The organism is Halorubrum trapanicum, from assembly GCF_002355655.1.
GTDB lineage: Archaea > Halobacteriota > Halobacteria > Halobacteriales > Haloferacaceae > Halorubrum > Halorubrum trapanicum_A.
The window spans coordinates 379,896-400,936 of the sequence record NZ_AP017569.1; the positions used below are offsets into that span (position 1 = coordinate 379,896).

At 69.2% G+C, this 21,041-nt stretch carries 20 protein-coding genes and 1 tRNA gene; 10 read left to right on the forward strand and 11 right to left on the reverse strand.

Annotated elements, in window-relative coordinates; genetic code table 11:
- The first annotated feature begins 118 nt into the window (after nt 1-118).
- A complete protein-coding gene (locus tag CPZ01_RS01825) occupies nt 119-535 on the forward strand; it encodes a DUF2178 domain-containing protein (protein WP_096393153.1) in 417 nt (138 codons plus the stop codon).
- The gene (locus CPZ01_RS01830; RefSeq protein WP_096393154.1) at nt 532-735 is read left to right on the forward strand and encodes a helix-turn-helix transcriptional regulator; all 204 of its coding nucleotides are present in this window, start codon (nt 532-534) and stop codon (nt 733-735) included. The genes CPZ01_RS01825 and CPZ01_RS01830 overlap by 4 nt, the downstream gene beginning before the upstream one ends.
- 45 nt (nt 736-780) lie before the next feature.
- Here the strand turns inward: CPZ01_RS01830 and CPZ01_RS01835 are convergent, their stop codons facing one another.
- Nucleotides 781-1,524, reverse strand: a complete 744-nt coding sequence (locus CPZ01_RS01835) for a DUF7509 family protein (RefSeq protein ID WP_231899199.1) — start codon at nt 1,522-1,524, stop codon at nt 781-783.
- Between the two features lie 34 nt (nt 1,525-1,558).
- Between CPZ01_RS01835 and CPZ01_RS01840 the strand changes: the two genes are divergently transcribed.
- On the forward strand, nt 1,559-1,945 hold the full coding sequence (locus tag CPZ01_RS01840; RefSeq protein WP_096393155.1) for an ArsR/SmtB family transcription factor: 387 nt from the start codon (nt 1,559-1,561) through the stop codon (nt 1,943-1,945).
- A gap of 39 nt (nt 1,946-1,984) precedes the next feature.
- On the opposite strand, the gene CPZ01_RS01845 is transcribed toward CPZ01_RS01840, so the two are convergent.
- The 5 genes from CPZ01_RS01845 to lonB all read right to left on the reverse strand — a co-directional run bounded on the left by CPZ01_RS01845 (nt 1,985) and on the right by lonB (nt 7,214).
- On the reverse strand, nt 1,985-2,623 hold the full coding sequence (locus CPZ01_RS01845; RefSeq protein WP_096393156.1) for a fibrillarin-like rRNA/tRNA 2'-O-methyltransferase: 639 nt from the start codon (nt 2,621-2,623) through the stop codon (nt 1,985-1,987).
- Entirely contained in the window at nt 2,616-3,566 is a 951-nt protein-coding gene (locus CPZ01_RS01850) for an NOP5/NOP56 family protein (RefSeq protein WP_096393157.1), read from the reverse strand. Before CPZ01_RS01850 ends, CPZ01_RS01845 begins: the two co-directional genes overlap by 8 nt.
- Before the next feature lie 87 nt (nt 3,567-3,653).
- Entirely contained in the window at nt 3,654-3,893 is a 240-nt protein-coding gene (locus CPZ01_RS01855; protein ID WP_096393158.1) for a glycine zipper domain-containing protein, read from the reverse strand.
- Nucleotides 3,894-4,013: 120 nt separating this feature from the next.
- Nucleotides 4,014-4,796, reverse strand: coding sequence for a CBS domain-containing protein (locus CPZ01_RS01860; protein WP_096393159.1), 783 nt, complete (start codon nt 4,794-4,796; stop codon nt 4,014-4,016).
- Between the two features lie 108 nt (nt 4,797-4,904).
- Nucleotides 4,905-7,214, reverse strand: coding sequence for an ATP-dependent protease LonB (gene lonB, locus CPZ01_RS01865; RefSeq protein WP_096393160.1), 2,310 nt, complete (start codon nt 7,212-7,214; stop codon nt 4,905-4,907).
- A 170-nt stretch (nt 7,215-7,384) separates the two neighbouring features.
- Here lonB and CPZ01_RS01870 point away from each other — a divergent pair, with 170 nt between their 5' ends.
- Both CPZ01_RS01870 and CPZ01_RS01875 read left to right on the forward strand, forming a co-directional pair.
- A complete protein-coding gene (locus CPZ01_RS01870; RefSeq protein WP_096393161.1) occupies nt 7,385-7,915 on the forward strand; it encodes a nicotinamide-nucleotide adenylyltransferase in 531 nt (176 codons plus the stop codon).
- Nucleotides 7,916-8,563: 648 nt separating this feature from the next.
- Entirely contained in the window at nt 8,564-9,454 is an 891-nt protein-coding gene (locus CPZ01_RS01875) for an SAM hydrolase/SAM-dependent halogenase family protein (RefSeq protein ID WP_096393162.1), read from the forward strand.
- Nucleotides 9,455-9,475: 21 nt separating this feature from the next.
- Here the strand turns inward: CPZ01_RS01875 and CPZ01_RS01880 are convergent, their stop codons facing one another.
- Entirely contained in the window at nt 9,476-9,967 is a 492-nt protein-coding gene (locus tag CPZ01_RS01880; RefSeq protein ID WP_096393163.1) for a DUF5793 family protein, read from the reverse strand.
- 214 nt (nt 9,968-10,181) lie between these two features.
- Between CPZ01_RS01880 and CPZ01_RS01885 the strand changes: the two genes are divergently transcribed.
- The 4 genes from CPZ01_RS01885 to CPZ01_RS01900 are packed head-to-tail and all read left to right on the forward strand — an operon-like array spanning nt 10,182 to nt 17,319.
- Nucleotides 10,182-11,882, forward strand: a complete 1,701-nt coding sequence (locus tag CPZ01_RS01885; RefSeq protein ID WP_096393164.1) for a type II/IV secretion system ATPase subunit — start codon at nt 10,182-10,184, stop codon at nt 11,880-11,882.
- Nucleotides 11,879-14,071, forward strand: a complete 2,193-nt coding sequence (locus tag CPZ01_RS01890; RefSeq protein WP_096393165.1) for a type II secretion system F family protein — start codon at nt 11,879-11,881, stop codon at nt 14,069-14,071. Before CPZ01_RS01885 ends, CPZ01_RS01890 begins: the two co-directional genes overlap by 4 nt.
- A gap of 41 nt (nt 14,072-14,112) precedes the next feature.
- Nucleotides 14,113-14,763 (forward strand): class I SAM-dependent methyltransferase, encoded by a 651-nt coding sequence (locus CPZ01_RS01895; RefSeq protein ID WP_096393166.1) that lies wholly within the window; start codon nt 14,113-14,115, stop codon nt 14,761-14,763.
- 60 nt (nt 14,764-14,823) lie between these two features.
- The gene (locus CPZ01_RS01900) at nt 14,824-17,319 is read left to right on the forward strand and encodes a methyl-accepting chemotaxis protein (protein WP_096393167.1); all 2,496 of its coding nucleotides are present in this window, start codon (nt 14,824-14,826) and stop codon (nt 17,317-17,319) included.
- Between the two features lie 80 nt (nt 17,320-17,399).
- Here the strand turns inward: CPZ01_RS01900 and CPZ01_RS01905 are convergent, their stop codons facing one another.
- Both CPZ01_RS01905 and CPZ01_RS01910 read right to left on the reverse strand, forming a co-directional pair.
- Nucleotides 17,400-17,684: a hypothetical protein gene (locus tag CPZ01_RS01905; RefSeq protein WP_096393168.1), complete on the reverse strand. Its 285-nt coding sequence runs from the start codon at nt 17,682-17,684 to the stop codon at nt 17,400-17,402.
- A 13-nt stretch (nt 17,685-17,697) separates the two neighbouring features.
- Nucleotides 17,698-18,222, reverse strand: coding sequence for a DoxX family protein (locus CPZ01_RS01910; protein WP_096396094.1), 525 nt, complete (start codon nt 18,220-18,222; stop codon nt 17,698-17,700).
- A gap of 227 nt (nt 18,223-18,449) precedes the next feature.
- Between CPZ01_RS01910 and CPZ01_RS01915 the strand changes: the two genes are divergently transcribed.
- Nucleotides 18,450-18,520, forward strand: a tRNA-Gly gene (locus CPZ01_RS01915).
- 544 nt (nt 18,521-19,064) lie between these two features.
- Here CPZ01_RS01915 and CPZ01_RS01920 read toward each other — a convergent pair.
- Both CPZ01_RS01920 and CPZ01_RS01925 read right to left on the reverse strand, forming a co-directional pair.
- Nucleotides 19,065-19,982, reverse strand: coding sequence for an ABC transporter permease (locus CPZ01_RS01920; protein ID WP_096393169.1), 918 nt, complete (start codon nt 19,980-19,982; stop codon nt 19,065-19,067).
- Nucleotides 19,979-21,019 (reverse strand): ABC transporter ATP-binding protein, encoded by a 1,041-nt coding sequence (locus CPZ01_RS01925; RefSeq protein ID WP_096396096.1) that lies wholly within the window; start codon nt 21,017-21,019, stop codon nt 19,979-19,981. Before CPZ01_RS01925 ends, CPZ01_RS01920 begins: the two co-directional genes overlap by 4 nt.
- Nucleotides 21,020-21,041: the final 22 nt, after the last annotated feature.

A 21,041-nucleotide genomic window follows, 5' to 3' on the forward strand; every position in this document is an offset into this window, starting at 1 on the left:
GGCCCTCAAGCGGCCTGTCCGTAGCGTCCTCGACAGCGACAGATTTATTATTCGACGTAAAGTATCCTTTACTGTAAAGCGAGCTTTACATCTAATCCACGCTCGCTTTACCTCCACCATGAGCGAACACACCACCTCCGCGACGACTCGGCCCTCCGCCCGAAAGCGGTACAAACGCATCGCGTACGGCCTGCTCGGCGCCGGTATCCTCGCGCTGTGGGTCGGCATCGCGCTCGATCGATTCGTCCTCGGCGTCGCCCTGTACTGGGCCGGCGGCCTCGGGATGGGGCTCGTCCAGCGGTTCAGCCCCGTCGAGCTGTACGACGAGCGCGACACGACCATCGAGCGCAAGGCGAGCCAGAACACGATGAACGTCTTCGCGTACGTCTTCATCCTCGGAACGCCCGGCGGGCTCGCGTTACAGGAGAGCGGACTGATCACGCTCCCGGGCGAGTTCTACGGCGCGACGTGGACGCTCTTCGCGGTCTTCGCCGTGTTCGGCGCGTCCGTTCTCTACCACAAGTACCGGACATGAGAAACGACATCAGCGACCGGCGCGCCGAGACCGACGAGAGTCAGGCCGACCTCGCGGCCGCGGTCGGAGTCACCCGCCAGACGATCAACGCGATCGAACGCGAGCGGTACGACCCCTCGCTGGAGCTCGCCTTCGAGTTGGCCGCCCACTTCGACTGCCGGATCGAGGACATCTTCGATCCGGCAGAAGAGGGTCGCTGAGCGGTCTCGGGATCGCACACTACGTGCCGTCTCCGGGTCTTCGTATCATATCGGGACAACGTATGATTCGATAAAATCGATGAGCTTGGCCTCCAGTTCGTTTCGGTCGGCGAAATATCGGAAGCGCAGGCTGTAGGCGTCGTCCATCTCATCGATCGACGCGCTGCTGAACTTCGGTTCGTACGTCTTCTGGTTCCCGCTGCTTCGTTCCGCTTCGGAAAAGATACAGAATGACCTCGGATCGCGTCGCCGTGAGCCGGGTTCTCGAAGTCTGAAGTACTCCGGAACCGCGCCAGCTTCGGCGCCGGTCCCAGTCGTGAGGCCCGCTTTGGTGAAGACGAACGCGTTCCCGTCGCTCGCCTTCGCGAACGCGACCGATTGATCGATTACCGCTAGTCCGGGTTCTGCGAACCCTTCGGTCGTGGTCTCTCCTTTCGTCGGAATATCGACGTCGCTGGCGATGAAGACCGCGGCTTGCGTCTTCTTCGAGACCTCTCGACAGATCGATCTGAGCGTGGCTTGGATCTCATCGGAAGCAGCAACGTCACCCTCGGGAGCGAGCGGATCTTGCGGGAGCGGATAGTCGTCGCCGGGATAGAGATACGACGGGTCCAGCAGCCGATACGGTCCCATCAAGAAGACGAGTACATCGGAGGAGTCCGCCCATGAGACGGAGTCGACGATGATGTCCCGAATCGGTGTTTCACCGTCGGTCTCGAGGTCCGCCATCATTCCGGGTGTCGTTACCGCTTCGTATATCAATACTGTCAGCAAGTTCTTAACAGTCATTAAGTATATCCGTCTTGGCGTCCAACGTACGCGTATGAGCGAACGGGAAGCCGAGATCGAGGAACGGAGGGAAACGGTGGACGACCGCCCAGCGGGGTACGATCGAGTCGAAACGGAGCTACTCAACGATGCGCTCGATCTCGATCGCGAGGCGGAGCGGCTCAAAGCGATGGGCGAGCCGACCAGATTCACGCTCCTGTACTTACTGTCTCAGGAAGGACAGATCGGGAGCGGTGAGCTCGCAGACGCCCTCGATCGCCGTCAAAACGACCTGTACCACCACCTCAACACGCTAGAAGATGCGGGTCTCGTCGGAAAGTACCGAGACGGAAAGAGACGGATATACGAGTTGTCGCCGCTCGCGGAAGCGTTCGTCCCACAGCTATTCGAGGCGGTCAACGATCGAGCCGAGGCGGTATAAGGCGAGAGCTGTCGAGACACCCTCCCACGTATCCCGGCCCTACCGCGGCGTCGCGACGACGCCGAGGTGGTCCTCGTGGAACCGGTCGAGCCGCCGCGTCTCCAGAATCTCGTACGCGTCTCGGAGCCGGTCGAGCGCGCCCTCGAACACCGTCTTCGGGTCCGCGGTCACGTCCTCGCTGCGCGCTTTGATCGCTAGCAGGAGCCGCCCGTCCTTGGCCAAAAACTCCGCGTTGCGCACGGCGACGTCTGCTTGCCCGCGCGTGGCAACGTCCTGAACGAGCGCGTCGACGTCGCTCTCGACGACGTGGGCGTACGTCTCCGGCCTCCGCGCGTCCTTGAGCAGCGGAAACAGCCGGTCGCGGGACGCCGCGGCGTCGAGCAGGTCCCGTGCCGGGCGGGGCGCGAACTCGACAGCGTAGGTGGGGCCCGCGAAGTCGGCGACGTGACTGACCGTCGTCCCGCTCGCGGCGCCGAGGTAGAGGACCGTCTCGCCGCCCGACAGGCCGGTCTCCAGCCCGAGTTCGAGCATCCCGCCGAGCTTCGACCGCTCGGGGTCCCACGCGCGCCAGCCGTCCGCGGTCGGCTCGCCGTACACGGGCTCGCCGCGGGTCGCCAGCCGTTCCTCGCCGCCGAACTCCCGGCGCTCGACGCCGTCGGGGAGTGCGGCGTCACTCATCGCCGTTACCCCCGTCGTTCGCCGCATCGTCCTCGGTACGCTTTCGGATCGTTGCCATCCGCTCGCGGAGGTCGTCGTGGAGCCGCTCGCGCCGCTCACCGGCGTAATGATCGGCGCGGGCGGCGAGCGTCAGCTTCCCGGCGAGCGCGCGCGCCGCGGAACCGCGGTCCTCGGGTCGCGTGCCGCGGACGAACTCGTGGGTGTAGATGATCCCGTGTTTCGGCGATGGCGCGCGCCCCGAGAGGTGCGCGAACAGCGCGTCCTCGGCGCCGAGCACCTGAACCGTGCCGGAGGGCTTCTTCGCGAGCGGCTCCAGCCCGCCCGCGAGCGCGATCAGCCGCGCGGCGAGCTCCGGCCCGGCCATCTCGGTGAGGTTCGGGGCGACCGCGGGCGCGATCCGACCGATCGTCTCGGCGAGCGCCGCCCGCTCGTCGTCGAGGCCGGCGGCGCGCTCGGCGAGTGAGACCGCCCGTCGCTCGACCTCGCTCTCGGGCTCGCGCGCCGCGATTTCTCGGGCGCCCTCGACTCCGGAGCCGACCTCGTCGAAGAGGCTTCCCGCCCACTCGACGGCGCGCTCGGCGAGCTCGTTGGCGACGCGCTCGGCGTCGTCCATGGCCCGAACCGCGTGGATCAGCTGCGCGTCGTCGGCGCGCTCGCGCTCCCGGACCGCCTCGCGGGTCGCGCGCGTCGTCGCGGCCTTGAGCCGGTCGTAGTACTCGTCGGCGTCGTCCGCGAAGCCGGACTCGACGGCGCGCGCGGGCCAGTCGGCGGGCGACGCGGCGCTCCCGTCGCGCACCCGCGTCGCGGCCGCCGCGATCGCGGCGTCGTCGCTTTCCGTCTCGGTATCGATATCGTCGGTCGCGTCCGGTGGCAGCGCCTCGAACCAGCCGCCACCGCCGTCGGACGCCCCGCTCGCGTCCGGTTCGGCGTCGGTGTCGCTCATTGCCGGCGGCTACTCGCCCCGGCGGTATAGACGTTCCCGATGCGACCCGCGGCCGCTCGACTTACGGGTCGCGCCACGGCGCGTCGCTCACGCCGCCGCGTCGGACTCGGCGCCACTGTCGTCGCCGTCGGCGTCGTCCGATTTATCGGCGAACACCCCGCCCGCGCCCGACTTCAGTTCGGCGAGGGTCGCGCCCGCCAACCCGCCGAGCGCGCCGCCCGTGCTGGCCGCGTTTCGGCTCCACAGCCCGCCGACCGCGGCGCCCACCGCGGCGCCGACGGCCGCGTACTTCGCCCTGCTCAACGAGTTTCGGATTCGGGATCCCATACTCCCCGTTTCTTGTCTGCTCATAAAAATGTGTCTGCGAAAACCACGAATTGGTGTGGTCGGCGCGGATAGCCCGATCGAGGCGGGTGGTCGGTGTGATGCGGTCGCCGTCGCTCCCGCTTACTGAAGGCGCTTCGTCGTCTCCACGAGGGGATGTCGCGCGTAGTCGACGACCTCGATGTCGCCGACGACGCGGAGCCCCTCCTTCTCCGCGGTCTTCGCCATCCCCAGGTCGACCGGGGTCTGCGGGACGATCATGTACGCGTCCATCGCCTCGATGCCGGCCTCGCGGGCGGCCATCGCCCGGTGGTGGCCGTCGGCCAGGTAGAGGGTGCCGCCGTTGTCGATGACGACGAGCGGCTCAGCGAGGCCGTGTTCGAGCTCGTACTGTCGCCCCTCCAGCTCGTCGGCGTACACGCGGGCCTGCGTCGGCGTCAGGTCCGCGATGGCGACCTCGCGGCGCTCCTCGTCGAGTTCGACGCCGTGGATCTGCGAGAGGGTCCGCATTAGCTTCCCGACCTTACCGGGCGTCGCGCGCTCGATCTGCGAGCGGACCACGTCGGTGTTCGAGATGATCCCGACGAGGTTGTCGGCGTCGTCGACGACCGGGAGCCGCTGGATGCCGGAGCGGAGGATTACCCGCGCGGCGTCGGTCACCTTCATATCCGGGTGGGCGACGATCAGGTCCTCCGTCATCACCGTGAACACGGGGGCGTCGTCGTCCGCGAGCAGCAGGTCCCCGGCCGAGACGAACCCCTCCACGGTGCGGCCCTGCGTGACGGGGAACCCGTTGTGGCCGTCGCTGTCGGCCATGCGGCGCGCGACGGTCGCCACCGTCTCGTCCGGGCTGACCGTCTCCACCTCGCGGGTCATGTACTCCCCGACCGTCGGTTTCCCGCTCATCGTCCGCCGTAAACGTCCCCGGGATAAAAAGGGGGCGGGGCGACGGCTCGCTAACGAGGAACTGAGCGGGACAGGATAAGGAGGCGGAAAGAGAAGCCGCGGAACCGCTTACTGCGGGCTCGGGTTCGACGGGCCGGAGACGTTGCCGTCCTTCAGCGCCGACCCGGTGATCGACTTCAGCCGGGAGACGAGCGAGTCCTTCTCGGCCTCGCCTTCGAGGGCGATGTCGAGGACCTCGCTGATGTGCGAGACCGGGATGACCTCGATCATCTCCTCGTACTCGTCTTCGATCATCACGTCCTGCTCGTTGGCCGCGGGGATGATCACCCGGTCGCAGCCGGCCTTCGCGGCCGCCTCGATCTTGTGGGTGACACCGCCGACGGGGAGCACGTCGCCGCGGACCGACAGCGAGCCGGTCATCGCGAGGCTCTGGTCGACGCCGACGTTCTCCAGCGCGCTTATGACGGCGGTCGCGACCGTGATGGACGCGCTATCCCCGTCGACGCCCTGCTGGCCCGTCTGGATGAACTGGATGTGGATGTCCTTCTCGGAGATGTTCTCGTCGGAGAACTTCTTGATGATCGCCGAGACGTTCTGGACCGACTCCTCGGCCATCTCCTTCAGCTGGCCGGTGGCGATCACCTGGCCGCCGCTCTGGGTGGGCGTCACCTCGGCCATCACCGGGAGCATGATCCCGGAGTCCTCGCCCATCACGGCGAGGCCGTTGACGCGGCCGGTGACGTAGCCGTCGGAGACCTGGAGCTCGTAGTCCTTCCGGCGCTCGATGTAGTCGTCGGCGAGCTGCTGTTCGATGGACCGCGAGCGGCCCTTCGCCTGAAGGACGTGGTCGCGGGTGGTGTAGTCGGCGTCCTCGCCGCGGGCGATGTCGCCCGCGACGCGGACGAGTCCGCCGAGGTTCCGGAACAGGAGCGTGAGGTGGCCCTTCCGGCCGGAGCGGCGCTTGGCCTCGAGGATGACCTCCTCGACGGCCTCGGCCGTGAACTCCGGCAGGCGGCCGTCCTTCGCGACCTCCTGGGCGATGAACCGGACGTACTTCCGGCGCATCTCCGGGGTGTCCTCGATCGTGTCCTCCATGTACACCTCGTAGCCGTACCCCTTGATACGGCTCCGCAGCGCCGGGTGCATGTTCTCCATCGCGTCGAGGTTCCCGGCCGCGATCATGACGAAGTCGGTCGGGACGGGCTCGGTCTGGACCATCGCGCCCGAGGAGCGCTCGGACTGGCCCGTGATCGAGAACTCGCCCTCCTGAATCGCCGTCATGAGGTGCTGCTGGCTGCGGATGTCGAGCGTGTTGATCTCGTCGATGAACAGCACGCCCTTGTTCGCCTTGTGGATGGCGCCCGCCTCGACGCGGTCGTGGCTGGGCGTCTCCATTCCGCCGGACTGGAACGGGTCGTGCCGGACGTCGCCGAGCAGCGCGCCGGCGTGCGCGCCGGTCGCGTCGCGGAACGGCGCCGTCTTCGTGTCGCCGTTGTTCACCAGCAGGTTCGGGATCATCGCGTCCGACCCGCGGTTGAGGTAGCGGAAGACGAGGTAGACGACCCCGGCGGCGATGATGCCGACGAGGATCTGGCCGACGATGATGAGCGCGTAGCCCAGCACGACGGCGATGATGATCCACATGAGGAGCGACCGCATCTGGTTGCGCTTGCGCGCCTCCTCGCGGTGCGCCTCGACGATCTGGTCGCCCTTGCCGGCCGGCACCGTGCGGACCTTCGGCTTGTTGCCGTCGTCGGGGTTGTGGTACACCAAGACGTCCTGGAGCTCCTCTTTGGGGAGGAGCTCGGACATCGCCTTCGCGAGCATCGACTTCCCGGTCCCGGGCGAGCCGATCATCATCACGTGGCGGCGCTGCTTGGCCGCCTTGATGATCACGTCGCGGGCGTGCTCCTGCCCGATGACCTGGTCGACGAGCCGGTCGGGGATCTCCAGCTCGGCGGTCGTGTCGATCTTGAGCCCGCCGAGGAGGTCGTCCTCGTCCGGGTCCTCCTCGATCTCGGCGCCCTCGACCTCGACGGTGCTACCGAGTTCGTCGATCCCGCCGTCGTCGGCCGGATCGGGGTTGTTACCGTTCCGGGCCCCGTCGGAGTCCTCTCCGACGACCTCGGTCTCGTCGAACCCGTCCCCGTCGTCGACGACGACCCCGTCGTCCCAGGGGTCGTCCCCGTCGTCGGGGTCCGCGGCCGACTCCCCGTCCTCGGGGTCCGCCGCCGACCCGTCGTCGGAGTCCGCGGCGTCGTCGACGCCGGGGTCGTTCGCCGGACCGTCGTCGGGCTCGGGATCGCCGCGCGCGGCGTCCTCGCCGTTCCCCGCCGGACTCGAGTCGTCGACGCCGCCGTGGGGCGGTTCGTCGGGGTCGTCGGCCGTCGGGTCGTTCGTGTCCTTCTCGTTGCTCATAGAATCGGGTGTCGCTATCGAAAAGGACGGGTCGGCTACTGATATACTTTCTCCCCCCGGAGGCGCCGGCATGGGGGCAGCAAACGCCGTTTTGAAGCCGTATATCCGCCGATCTCGGCGTCCGAGCGTTCCCACGGGGTTTATAAATGACGCCGACGGTACGTACACTCATGCGGGGGTTCTACATCGGCCGGTATCAGCCGTTTCACGACGGCCACCGGCACATGGTGGAAGAGATCGCGGCGGAGGTCGACGAGCTCGTCTTGGGGATCGGCTCCGCCGGCGACTCCCACACCACGCGGAACCCCTTCACGGCCGGCGAGCGCGTGATGATGGTGACGAAGGCCGTCGAGGAGCTGGACGCCACCACCTACGTCGTCCCCATCGAGGATCTCGACCGCAACTCCGTCTGGGTGAGTCACGTCCAGAGCATGACCCCGCGGTTCGATGTCGCGTACTCGAACAACCCGCTCGTGGTCCGCCTGTTCGAGGAGGCGGGCGTCGAGGTGCGCCAGTCGCCGATGTTCCGCCGCGACGTGCTGGAGGGAACCGAGCTCCGCGAGCGGATGATCCGCGGCCGCGACTGGGAGGCCCTCGTGCCCGACGCCGTCGTCGACGTGATCCGCGAGGTCGACGGCGTCGAGCGCATCCGCCGGATCGCCGAGACCGACTCGAACGGCGACGAGCCCTCGGATCAATAGGGCGGGGAATACGACCGTGTGAGCGTTCGTTTGCCGCGAATCGCCTGTCACGGACTGACGGAGAGCGTTTTCGACGGCTCCGGTCGCTTATAAAAGAGTGTCAGCGGATCGGTAGTGTCTATTTTCGAAACTTCAGTCACTCACTTATAAATAGTCGATTACGGATCGGTGGCGAACACCTCCAAAGACCCAGTTGCTTGTATATAAATAACTGACCGTAGATCGGTGGCAAACACCTCCAAATCCCCAGCTACTCGCTTATAAATAACTGACCGTGGACCGGCGGCGAACACCTCCAAAGCCCCAGCCGCGAGGACTCGCGCGGCTCGGTGCGCGCTTCAGTCGCTCGCGTTGCTCGCTCCTTCCAGTGCTTGCGTCGCCTACGGCGCCCCCGCGGCTGCCCCTTTGAGTCCCGCCCCGCACCGCAACCGCACCTCACACCTCCCCAGCCTCGTCGCTCGCTTCGCTCGCGACTCCCTCGCGCGTGCGACTCGCGCCCTGCGGGCGCTCGTCGGCACGCTGGGAGGCGCGACGCGCCTCTTACAGCCGGCGGCAGAGCCGCCGGCGACGCCACCGCAGTTGTCGATTGTCGAGTGAGCGGCGCGGCCGCCCGTTCCTTTTAAATCTGCGCCGACCGCGGGTTCTGACATGATAACGCTCGCCTCGGACTTCGGCTCGCCGTACCCCGCCGCGATGAAGGGCGTGATCCGCCGACACACGGACGCCGAGATGATCGACGTCGCGCACGACCTCCCGCGCGGGGACCCGCGCGCGGCGGCCTTCTGGCTCCGGTTCGTCCTCCCCGAGTTCCCGCCGGCGGTCCACTGCGCCGTGATCGACCCCGGCGTCGGCACCGACCGGTCCGCCCTGGTCGTCCGCGCCGGCGCGAACGTCATCGTGGCCCCGGACAACGGCCTCGCGATGCCGCCCGCCCGGGCGCTGGCGGGCGCCGAGGGCGACGTCGAAGCGTGGACCGTCGCGGTCGACGACCCCGCGAGCGAGACGTTCCACGGGCGCGACGTGTTCGCCCCGACCGCGGCCCGGGTCCGTGTCGCGCTCGACGACGAACTGGCGGCGGCCGGCGCGCCGGACGATGCGCCCGACGCCGACGCGGTCGCCGAGACGCTGGACGCGATGGAGGGCCTCACGCCCGCGGCCGACCCGGTCGACGTCCGCTTCCCGGAGCCGTCGATCGAGCGCGACGGCGACGACGGTAGCGACGGCGAGGAGGGCGATGGCGGCGGAGGCGACGGCGACGTGACCGCCGTCGACGGCGAGGTACTCGCGATCGACCGGTTCGGCAACGTGATCACGAACGTCCCCGGCGAGCTGATCCGCGGCCGCGACTGGATCCGGGTCAACGGCGACCTCACTCCGGTCGCGGAGACGTTCGGCGCGGTCGAGCCCGGCGAGCGCCTCGTCACGGTCGGGAGCCACGGCTACGCCGAGTGCGACGTCAACGACGGCCGCGGCGACGGCGCGTTCGACCTCCGGCCGGGGGACTCGGTGCGGTTCGTGCCGGACAGCGTGAGCCTCTGAGCGTCGAAAAAGCCGGCGCGCCTACAGCTCGACGCCCGAGGGGATCAGGCTCTCGCTGCGGAGCAGGTTCCCCTCGTGGTCGTACACGAGGAAGGTGTCCTTGTCGTAGGCGACGAGGCGCTCGCCGTCCACGTCGATCTCGACGCGGTACCGAGCGTCGCCGTCGTCGGTCGCGTCGCGCGCGGCGTGGATGAACGGGAGGACGTCCGTCGCCGTCTCGTTGAGTTCGAGGACGAAGTCGCCGGTGTACCGGTTGGTGACGCCGACCACGCCCTCCGGGTCGTCCGCCTCGTCCAGCGGCTCGCGGAGCCGGAACGCGACGTCGATCTCGTCTGCTGTGAGCAGGTCGTCGCCGTCCGTTTCGACGATGACGTCGTCGCTCTCGCCCCCGGAGAGCCGCTCGCGGAGCAGTTCCTCCGGCCCGTGGAAGTCGATCCGCACCAGCGGGGGCGACCGGGAGCCGGCGCCGTCGTCGACGCCCTCGACGGTCAGATCGAAGTAGTCACGCCGCATTTCCTACCGGATTCTTTGCGGTCCGGCCGTATCAACGTAACGGGCGGATCGGCGGCGCGGAACCGACAGCGCCGTGTCGACGGCACCCGGCGTCCGGGTCGACGGCGCCTCGGTCGTCCGCGCCGCGTCGGCGCCGCGGCCGTGGGTCCCGGTGTCGGTCGTGATAATTGTCGGGGGTAGTTTAACTTCCCCCCGACTCTAGGCCCTCGTATCCATGGCGAGTGACGCCGGCGGGAGCGACCTCGGCGACCGGATCGAGGACCTCCGGCTGCGCCTCTCGCGCGCGTGGGAACTGCTCCAGGGGTCGACGCTCGACGTCCGCCCGTTCCGCCCGGGCGAGGACGGGCCGCTCGCGTCGTTCGTCGTTCCCGACGACGAGCGCGAGGTCGACCGGTACTGGGTGAACGCCCCGTACGCGTACGTCGTGATCACCTACGACGAGGTCGAGAGCGAACACCGGTACTACGCGGTCGAACCCGAGCTGGACGCGTTCGAACGCGAGCTCCTCGACCGCGTCGTCGACGACATCCGCGACCCACTCTTATACCGCGAGGGGAGCGGCAAGACCGACGAGGAGACGCTCAAGTCGGAGCTGGAGACGCTGTTGGAGGGGTACGGCGTCGAGGCCGAGATGGACACGTTCCACGCGCTCGCGTACTACCTCTACCGCGACTTCCGCGGCTACGGGAAGGTGGACCCCCTCCTGAACGACCGCCACATCGAGGACGTCTCCTGTGACGGCTACGACCTCCCGATCTTCGTCTACCACGACGAGTACACGGACATCGAGACGAACGTCTCGTTCGCCCAAGAGGCGCTCGACAGCTACGTGATCCGGCTCGCCCAGCAGTCCGGCCGGCACGTCTCCGTCGGCGACCCCATCGTCGAGACGACGCTGCCCGACGGGTCGCGCGCGGAGTTGGCCCTCGGCGAGGAGGTGACCCCGCGCGGCTCGGCGTTCACCATCCGCCAGTACGCCGAGGACCCGTTCACGCCCGTCGACCTCGTCGAGTACGGCACGTTCTCGATCGAGCAGATGGCGTACTTCTGGCTCTGCATCGAGCACAACAAGAGCCTCATCTTCGCGGGCGGCACCGCCTCGGGGAAGACGACATCGATGAACGCGGTGTCGATGTTCGTCCCGCCGCGCGCGAAGGTGCTCACCATCGAGGACACCCGCGAGCTCTCCCTCTACCACGACAACTGGCTCTCCGCGGTCACCCGCGAGCGCCGGTACGAGGGGACGGACATCGACATGTACGACCTGCTGCGGTCGGCGCTGCGCCACCGCCCCGAGTACATCGTCGTCGGCGAGGTGCGCGGCGAGGAGGCGATCACGCTGTTCCAGGCGATGAACACCGGCCACACCACCTTCTCGACGATGCACGCCGACTCGATCGAGACGGTGATCAACCGGCTGGAGAACGAGCCGATCAACGTCCCCCGCGCGATGGTCCAGTCGCTCGACATGCTGTCGGTCCAGACGCTCACGCGCTCGGACGACGAGCGAGTCCGCCGCGCGAAGACGATCGGCGAGATCGGCGGCATCGACCAGCGGACCGGCGAGCTCGACTACTCCTCCGCGTTCGAATGGGTGCCGGACTCCGACACGTTCCGCCGGAACGACTCGTCGCTGTTGGAGGAGATCGCGGACGAGCGCGGCTGGTCGCGCTCCGAGCTGCTCCGCGAGGTCCGGCGCCGCGAGCGCTTCCTCGAACTGCTCTCCGCGCTCGGCATCGACGACTACCGCACGTTCACCGCCCTCGTCAACGAGTACTACGCGGACGCCGACCGCGTGATGGAGAAGCTCGACGAGCGCGCCGCCGCGGCCGAGGGCGTCGACGCCGACGACCTCGGGGCGGAGGAGGCTCGCCCCGGCTCGGACGCCTCGGCGACGGGTCCCTCCGACCGATGATCGAGTACCTCCCCCTCGCCGCCGCGGTCGCGGCCTGCCTCGCGCTCGCGCTGCCGCTCGTCGACGACCGCGCGGACCTGTTCGTCACCCGCGTCGCGCTGTCGGCGTTCGGCGACTACGTCGGCGAGGACGAGGCGCGGCGGCAGGCCCAGCGCGACCGGATGCGCGCGGCCCACGTCGCCGGCACCACGCACCGCGTGTACGCCTCGCGGACCCTGCTGTACGCCGCCGTCCTCGGCGTCGCCGGCAGCGTGATCGGCGTGTACGCGGCCGGGGGGTCGCTCGCCGCGCTCGACGTCGGCGAGGCGGCGATCCGCGAGGCGCTCCCGGCTCAGTTCGGGTTCCTCGCGGTCGTCGCGCGGCTGGCCGACCTCGGACTCCTCCGGCTCTTCGTTCTCCTCGCTGTCGTCTCGGCGACCGTCGGATCCGGGCTCGCGCTCGGCGCGTACGTCGCCCGGTGGCAGCTGCTCGACCAGCGCGCCCACGCTCGCGCGGCGGAGATCGACGCCACCCTGCCGCGGACGGTCGCGTTCATGTACGCGCTCTCGCGCTCCGGGATGGCGTTCCCGCGGGTGATGGACACGCTCGCGGAGAACGAGTCGGTGTACGGCGAGGCCGCGACGGAGCTGTCGGTCGCGGTCCGCGACATGAACGCCTTCGGGACCGACGCGCTCACCGCGCTCCAGCGCGTCTCGCGCCGGACGCCCAGCGACGACCTGGCGGACTTCTCGGAGAACCTCGCCTCCGTCCTCGGCACCGGGCAGTCGGTGTCGACGTTCCTCAACGACCAGTACGAGCGCTACCAGGCGGAGGCGGAGGCGAAACAGGAGCAGTACTTAGAGCTGCTCTCGACGTTCGCCGAGGCGTACGTGACCGCGCTGGTCGCCGGGCCGCTCTTCTTCATCACCATCCTCGTCGTCATCGGCCTCGTCTTACAGGACACGATGCCGCTTCTCCGCGTCATCGTCTACCTCGGCGTGCCGCTCGCCACCTTCGGCTTCGTCGTCTACGTCGACAGCGTGACGCAGGGCGTCGGCGGCACCGAGACCGTCGCGTCGTCGTCGTTCGACGACCCGGACACCCCGTCGGTCACCGGGGTGCGCCACGCGACGGACGAGCCCGGCGACCGGGGCGGCTCCCCGCGGTTCGACGGCGGCGCGGCGGCCGGACGCGACGCGGACGCGAGTGCCGCGGACGGGGCCGTCGCGGACCGCTGGGCGGAGAGCCGCGAGCGGCTCCGGGTCTACGACCGGCTCCGCCGAGTGCGAGACCTGCTCGCGTCGCCTGCCGAGACGGTGCTGGCCTCGCCGCGGACGGTGCTCCTCGCCGCGGTCCCGGTCGCGGTCGCCGGGCTGCTCGTCTTCGCGTTCCCCGTCACGCTGGGGACGCCGGTGGAGATGGTCGGGCAGATCGACGGGCCGATCGTCGCCGCGACCGCGTTCGTCCTCGCAGCGTACGCGGTCGCCTACGAGTTCGGCAAGCGCCGGGTCCGGCGGATCGAGTCCGCGGTGCCCGACTTCCTCGACCGGCTCGCCAGCGTCAACGAGGCGGGCACCGCCGTGGTCGGCAGCGTCCGCCGCGTCGCCGACTCGAACCTGGAGGCGCTGACCGAGGACCTCCGGCGGACCCGCCGGGACATCGACTGGGGCGCGGACGTCTCCACCGCGCTGCGCCGGCTGGAGCGCCGCGTCCGGTCGCCGATGACCTCTCGGGCGGTCGCGCTCGTCACCAACGCGATCCGCGCGAGCGGCGACGTGGGACCGGTCCTCCGGATCGCGGCCGACGAGTCGCGCGCGACGTGGTCGCTCCGGCGCGAGCGCCGGCAGGTAATGCTCACGTACCTCATCGTGATCTACATCTCCTTCCTGGTCTTCCTCGGGATCATCGCGGCGCTGTCCGTCTCGTTCATCCCCGCCATCGAGGCGGCCGGCGTCTCGGGGACGGGCGGGAGCCTCCCGGCCGCCGGGACCGGCGTCCCCGGCGGCCCGGGCGGGATCGCGGACGGCATCGGCGACATCAACGTCGACGCCTACGAGCAGCTGTTCTTCCACGCCGCGGCGATCCAGGCGGTCTGCTCCGGGCTGGTCGCCGGCCAGCTCGGCGAGGGGTCGGTGCGGGACGGCGTGAAACACGTCGCGGTGCTGCTCGCGCTCACGCTCGTCGCGTTCGCCGCGATCGGCGCCGTGTGACGGTCCGGTCGGCATATACCCGTCGCGACCGAGGCCCCGATATGGACCCGCAGTCGACCGGCGATCCGCAGTCGACGTACGACCGCATCGCGACGCACTTCTCGAAGACGCGGGAGCACGCGTGGCCCGAGGTCGAGTCGTTCCTGGAGAGCCGGTCGGGCACCGTCGCGCTCGACGTCGGCTGCGGGAACGGCCGGCACACGGAGGCGCTCGCGGCGCGCGCCGAGGTCGCGGTCGGGATCGACCTCAGCCGCGGCCTGCTCGACGAGGCGGTCGCGCGCGCTCGCGACCGGGAATTCGCGGACTCGGCCGCGTTCGTCCACGGGGACGCGGGCGCGCTCCCGGTCCGCGACGACGCGGTCGACCTCGCCGTCTACGTCGCTACGATCCACCACCTCTCCCCGCGGGAGGCCCGCGTCGAGAGCCTGAACGAACTGGCGCGCGTCCTCGCGCCCGACGGGGTCGCGCTCGTCAGCGCGTGGAGCACGGCGCACGACCGGTTCGACCGCGAGGAGGGGTTCGACACGACCGTCGACTGGACGCTGCCGGGCGGCGAGACGGTCCCGCGGTACTATCACATCTACTCGCCGTCGGAGTTCGAGGCGGACCTCGCGGAAAGCGCCCTCGAAACCCGACACGCGGCGGTCTCTAGCGGGAACTGCTACGCTGCGGTCGCGCCCCGAGACGGCTGATTATCACCGCCGATATCGACGGAGGTGGATTAAAGACCCCCTGTCGACCGCGTGATAGTAATGGCCGACACCTTCCTCGAACGGGCCCTGCGTCGGGTCACTCCCGGCGTGCTGGCCCGGAGCTACCTCGCGAAGTTCCTCGTCGCCCTCGTCGTCGTCGTGGTCGCGATCGGCGCCGTCGGGGCGGTCACGTACGCGGAGACGACCGATCAGCTCGAATCGAACGCACAGGAGGACTACACGGCCGTCGCGGAGCTGAGCGCCACCGAAGCCGGCGGCTGGACCGGCGACCGCCGGGCGACCGCCGCGGCGGTCGCTGACAACGATATCTACAGCGAGAACCCGGACGCCGTCGCTGCGTACCTCTCCTCGCATCTGTCCCGGGCGAGCGACGGCGTGCTGGCGTTCCACTACGTCGACCCCGACGACGGATCGGTGATCGCGTCGTCCGACGAGGCGGGGGGAGACGCCGACCGGGCCGAGACCCTCACGAGCCAGCCGTGGTTCGACGACGGGCTCCTGCTCGGCGACACGGTCACGACGACGCCGACGTACGAGGTCGACGGGGAGCGCCGGGTCGCCTACGTGGCCGGAACGCCGAAACGAGAGTACGCGGTGATGGAGGTTTCGCTCGACGCGCTCGTCGGCGACTTCCGGCAGCCGACCGACGGCGCGTTCACGACGATCGTGGAAACGGACGGCGAAATCGGCGCGAGCGACCGCGACGGCGTCGCCGGCGAGCGGTACGACGAGGCGGTCCGCTCGCAGCTCTTCGACCGACAGAACCCGATCGGGCACGTCTCGTCGACGAGGCTCGGACTCGCGGACGGCGACAGGTACTTCGTCGCCTACGCGCCCGTCCCGACCGAGGCCTGGTACGTCGCGGTCCACGTCCCGCTCTCGGAGGCGTACGCGCTCTCGGGGATGATCGGCCGGAACCTCCTCCTCATCGTCGGGGTCGCGGTCGTCGGGCTCGGGCTGCTCGGCGCGACGCTCGGCCGCGGCACCGTCACCGAGCTGAACCGACTCCGTGGGCGGGCGTCGGCGCTGGCCGACGGCGACCTCGACGTCGACTTCCACACGGAGCGACGCGACGAGTTCGGCGACCTCTCCGACGCGTTCGCGACCATGCGCGACTCGCTGCGCGAGCAGATTCAGTCGGCGGAGACCCAGCGGGAGCGCGCCGAGGCGGCGAAGGCGGAGAGCGAGGCGTTCGCCGAGCGGCTGGAGTCGCGGGCGACCGACTTCGGCGAGACGATGGCGGCCTGCGCCGACGGCGACCTCACCGCGCGGCTCCGCGCCGACCCGGACGACCCCGAGGCGCTCCGCTCGATCGCCGCGGAGTTCAACGACGCCATGGACGAGCTGGAGGCGACGATCGCCGAGGTCGACGCGTTCGCGGTCGAGGTGGCCGAACGGAGCGACGCGGTCACCGACGGCACGGACGAGGCCGCGGCCGCCGGGCGGGAGACGAGCGACGCGGTCGACGAGATCTCCGCCGGCGCGGAGCGGCAGAGCCGCCAGCTGGCCGAGGTGGCCGGCGAGATGGAGGACATGTCCGCGACCGTCGAGGAGGTCGCCGCCTCGGCGGACGAGGTCGCGACCACCTCCCGACAGGCCGACGCGCTAACCGAGGAGGGCCGCGAGGCGGCCGCCGACGCCGTCGCGGAGCTCCACGGGATCGAGGCGCGCTCCGAGTCCGCCGCCGAGACGATCGAGCGGCTCGAGGCCGAGATGGCGGAGGTCGACGCGATCGTCGAGACGATCTCGGAGATCGCCGACCAGACGAACCTGCTCGCGCTGAACGCCTCCATCGAGGCGGCGCGCGCCGGCGAGGCCGGCTCCGGCTTCGCGGTCGTCGCCGAGGAGGTGAAGTCGCTCGCCGAGGAGACGCAGGAGTCCGCCGCCGAGGTGGAGGCGTTGATCGAGAGCCTCCGCGAGCGCACCGACGAGAGCGTCGACGAGATGGCCGCGATCCGCGACGGGGTCGACGACGGGGTCGACGTCGTCGAGGACGCGGAGGACGCGCTCGCAGAGGTCGCGGAGCGGGTGAGCGAGGCCGACGACGGCGTCCAGGAGATCTCCGGCGCGATGGACGCGCAGGCGGAGTCGGTCAACGAGGTGACCGGCGCGGTCGACGACCTCGCGGGCGTGAGCGAGCAGACCACTGCCGAGGCGACCACCGTCGCGTCCGCCGCCGAGGAGCAGGCGGCCACGCTCGGCGAGGTCTCCGAGCAGGCGCACGACCTCCACGAGCGCGCCCGCGATCTGCGGGAGATGACGGAGGAGTTCGAGGTCGACGCCGAGGCCGCGGACGACGGAGTCAGCGGTACGGAGAGCGATTCGATCGGCGGCGCGGACGGCGATTCCGCGCTCGGCGAATCTGACGCCGACGGATCGGTCGAATCGAACGAGTCGGCGTTCACGTTCGGCGCCGACGGGGAGCGGTCGGACGCCCCCGCCAGCACGGACGGCGGCACCGCCGCCGGCGCGAGCGAGACGAGCGATCCGGAGGGCGACGGCTCGGAGGCACGAGAGCGGTCGCTCGACGAGTAGGCGTCGGACAGAAGAGTGACCGTCGTCGCCCGCGACGGCGCGTTCGCCGGTCGCGTCGCGGTCGGTGATTCCCGCGCCTTTCAGTCGGCCATCGTCTCGTGGCGGACGTCATCGTCCTCCGGGAGCGGCGTCACGAGCCGGTACGCCGCGTACAGCCCGAGCACCGCGATGCCCGCCAGCACGAACGCCGTGCGGATCTCCGGCGAGATCAGCGGCGTCGCGACCACGTCACCCGCCTCGTTCGTTATCGGGACCGGACTGTACGGCTCGCCGGCCAGGATCTCGACGATCCCGAGGACGACGATGCCGAACAGCATCAGTCCCGCGCTCAGCGCCCGCGCCGCCGTGTCGATAGTGTCTGTCATTTGCGTTCACCTCTTAGCCGAGCAGGTACCGCAGCTTGGGGTTCTGTTTGACGACCGCCGTCTCCTCGATGAGCGCGTCGAGGCCGTAGTACCGCCCGGCCGCGAGCACGATCACCGTCAGGAACATGAGCAGCCCCATCAGGTCGCTGTTGACGACGCCGTTGCCGAACCCGGCGTTGCCGATCCAGAACAGGATCATGAAGATGACCCCGCCGAACGCGGCGAGCCGGGTCACGGCCCCGGCCATCAGCGCGAGCCCGATCAGCGTCTCGAAGAGGGGCACCCCGGGCTCGATGAGCCACGCGAGGTTGTTCCCCATCCAGACCGGGATCCCACCGAGGGCGGTCCCGCTCATCTGTTGCATGTACGCCGACCCGTAGCTGTACGAGAACCCGCTCTCGATGATCTTCGTGATCCCGGCGTGGAAGAACCACCAGCCGGTGACGACGCGCAGGAACGCGATCCAGTACGTCGCCCATGGTCCGTCCAGCGCGAACTCGGTCTCGCCGACCAGTGGATTGCTAGATTGGTATGACATCGGTGTCACCTCACGGGTGTACGTTGGGTGGGTACACACAAAGGTCCCGAACAGTGTTCTAACCGGCTGAAAAGCGTTCTAACGCGCTGGGAGATGCCCGCAGTATCGTGGCCCTTTAAGTAAAGTGTGGCCGGCGAGCGGTTCGCATCCGTCGACCACCTGCCCGAACACGGAACGCTTATGAAACACGTTGTGCCTACGTGTAGGTGCGTCATCGACCGACGCGAGCGCCGGTGGTCTAGTGGTAGGACCTGAGCCTTCCAAGCTCATGGCCCGGGTTCAAATCCCGGCCGGCGCATTTCTCGAACGTAGTGAGAGAAATCGCCGAGGGATTTGAATCAGAGAGCGAGCGAAGCGAGCGACCGTGGTTCAAATCCCGGCCGGCGCACTCCCTGCGGTCGTGCGCCGCCCGTACTCCCACTCGCTCGCTTCGCTCGCTCGCGGGAGTCCCGGCCGGCGCATTTTCTGACTGACTTCGTCAGTCAACGTCCGCTTCGCTCCGCTCAGCGGACTCTCGAACGTAGTGAGAGAAATCGCCGCGGGATTTGAACCCCATCAGTCGCGCGCAGCGAACAAAGTGAGCGAGCACGTCTGATTCTGGTTCAAATCCCGGCCGGCGCACTCCCTGCGGTCGTGCGCCGCCCGTACTCCCACTCGCTCGCTGCGCTCGCTCGCGGGAGTCCCGGCCGGCGCATTTTCTGACTGACTTCGTCAGTCAACATCCGCTTCGCTCCGCTCAGCGGACTCTCGACCACTACGAACGAGGAGCGACAGCGACGAGTGAGTCCGGAATCAATCCAACCGCGTTTAGGCCGGAAGTGTGGAGGCCGTCGATCGAACTCTTACTGGACGGCGGAGCTCGACGCGCGGTTGAGCAGGTAGACCATGACGCCGCCGAGCAGGAGATCGAGCGCGAGGAGCACCGCGATCGCCGGGACGAGCGTGTCCCAGATCCCGCCGAAGCGAGTGACCTCGACGACGGTCATGACGTCCCGGTCGAGCATGAGCGCGCGTGCGGCGTCGACGCCGTAGGTGATGGGGTTGTACGTCGCGACGACCCGAATCCAGTCGGGCATCGCGCTCAGCGGGAGGAAGGCCGTCGAGACGAACAGCAGGGGGAACTGGAGGAGGTTCGCGCCGATGATCGTCGACTCCTGGTCGCGAGTGACAATGGCCATGATGTTCGAGAGCGCGACGAACCACAGCGAGAAGAGGATGCCGACGCCGAGGATGCCGACGGCGCCGAGGAACCCGGTAGCGACGTTCGCGCCGAGGACCGCGCCCAGCGCGAGGATGATGCCGATCTGGACGACGATCCGGAGGATCTCGGCCGCCGTCTTGCCGAGGAACATCGCCGCACGGCTCATCGGCATCACGAGCGTCTTCTCGAACATCCCCTCCTCCATGTCGTTGACGAGGCCGATCCCCGACCCCGCGGCGGCCGCCAGCGACACCTGCATCGCGATGGCCGGCAGGAGGAACGTCTCGTAGGTGATACCCCCGGCTCCGCCGCCGAGCGCGCTCGTCGCGATCTGCCCGAACACCTGGGTGAACAGGACCAGGAAGATGATCGGCTGGACGAGCGAGCCGACGACGACGAACGGGTTGCGCATCGCCTTCCGGTTCCAGCGGACGAAGTTCACCCAGAAGTCGCTGAGGAAGGAGTTACTCGACGGCGTCGCGCGGACGTGTCCGCCGTCGGCGTGGACCCCGTCGGCAGCCTCTCCCCCCGACCCCTCGTCTCCCGACGCCTCGCTCATTCGGCGGTCACCTCCGGTTCCGTCACGTCGCCGGGCTCGGCCGACCGCTCTTCGGAGTCGAGTTCTTCCCCGGTGATCGCGAGGAAGACGTCGTCGAGCGTCGGCGCGCGGATGTTGAACCCGGTGACGGCGATCCCCGCGTCGCGCAGCGCGACGAGCAGGTCCGTCCCGTGCTCGCGGGCCCGCTCGGCGGTGACGCTGATCCCGTCGTCGGTGACGGTCACGTCCGCGTCGGCGTCGAACACGTCGCCCCCGCGGGCGATCTCGGCTGCGCGTTCGCGGGCGTCCTCCCCGGCGGGGACGTCGACGTCGAGGATCTCCCCGCCGACCCGCCGTTTCAGCTCCGCCGGCGAGCCGGTGGCGACGATTTCGCCGTCCATGATGACGGCGATGCGGTCGCAGAGCTGGTCGGCCTCTTCGAGGTACTGGGTGGTGAGAAACAGCGTCGTCCCTCGCTCGTTGATGCGCTCGAAGTACTCCCAGAGCCGGTTGCGCGCCTTGGGATCCAGCCCGGTCGTCGGCTCGTCGAGGAAGACGAGCGGCGGGTCGTGGACGAGCGCCGTCGCGGCGTCCAGGCGCTTTTTCATCCCGCCGGAGAACTCGCCGGCCTGCTTGTCGCCCACGTCCGCCAGGTCGACCAGATCGAGCAGTTCGTCGATGCGCTCGGCGCGCTCGCCCTTGGGGACGCCGTAGGCCCGCGCGGCGAACCGAATGTTCTCGCGGGCGGTGAGCTCCTCGTCGACGCTGGTCTCCTGCGCCATGTAGCCGATCGTCTCGCGGACCCTGCGCGGCTCGTCGCGCACGTCGAACCCGTTGACCGTGATCGACCCCGCGGTCGGCGACAGCAGCGTCGAGAACGTCTTGATCGTCGTCGTCTTCCCGGCGCCGTTCGCGCCGAGGAAGCCGAAGAACTCGCCTTCGGGGACCGTCAGATCGATCTCTTTCACCGCCTCCGTCCCGTCGGCGTAGGTGAGTTCCACGCCCTCGGCGTCGATGGCGGCGTCGCGCCCGTCCGTCCGTCGCGTGTGGTCGGTCACGGGAGTCGTTGTGACCGTGGAC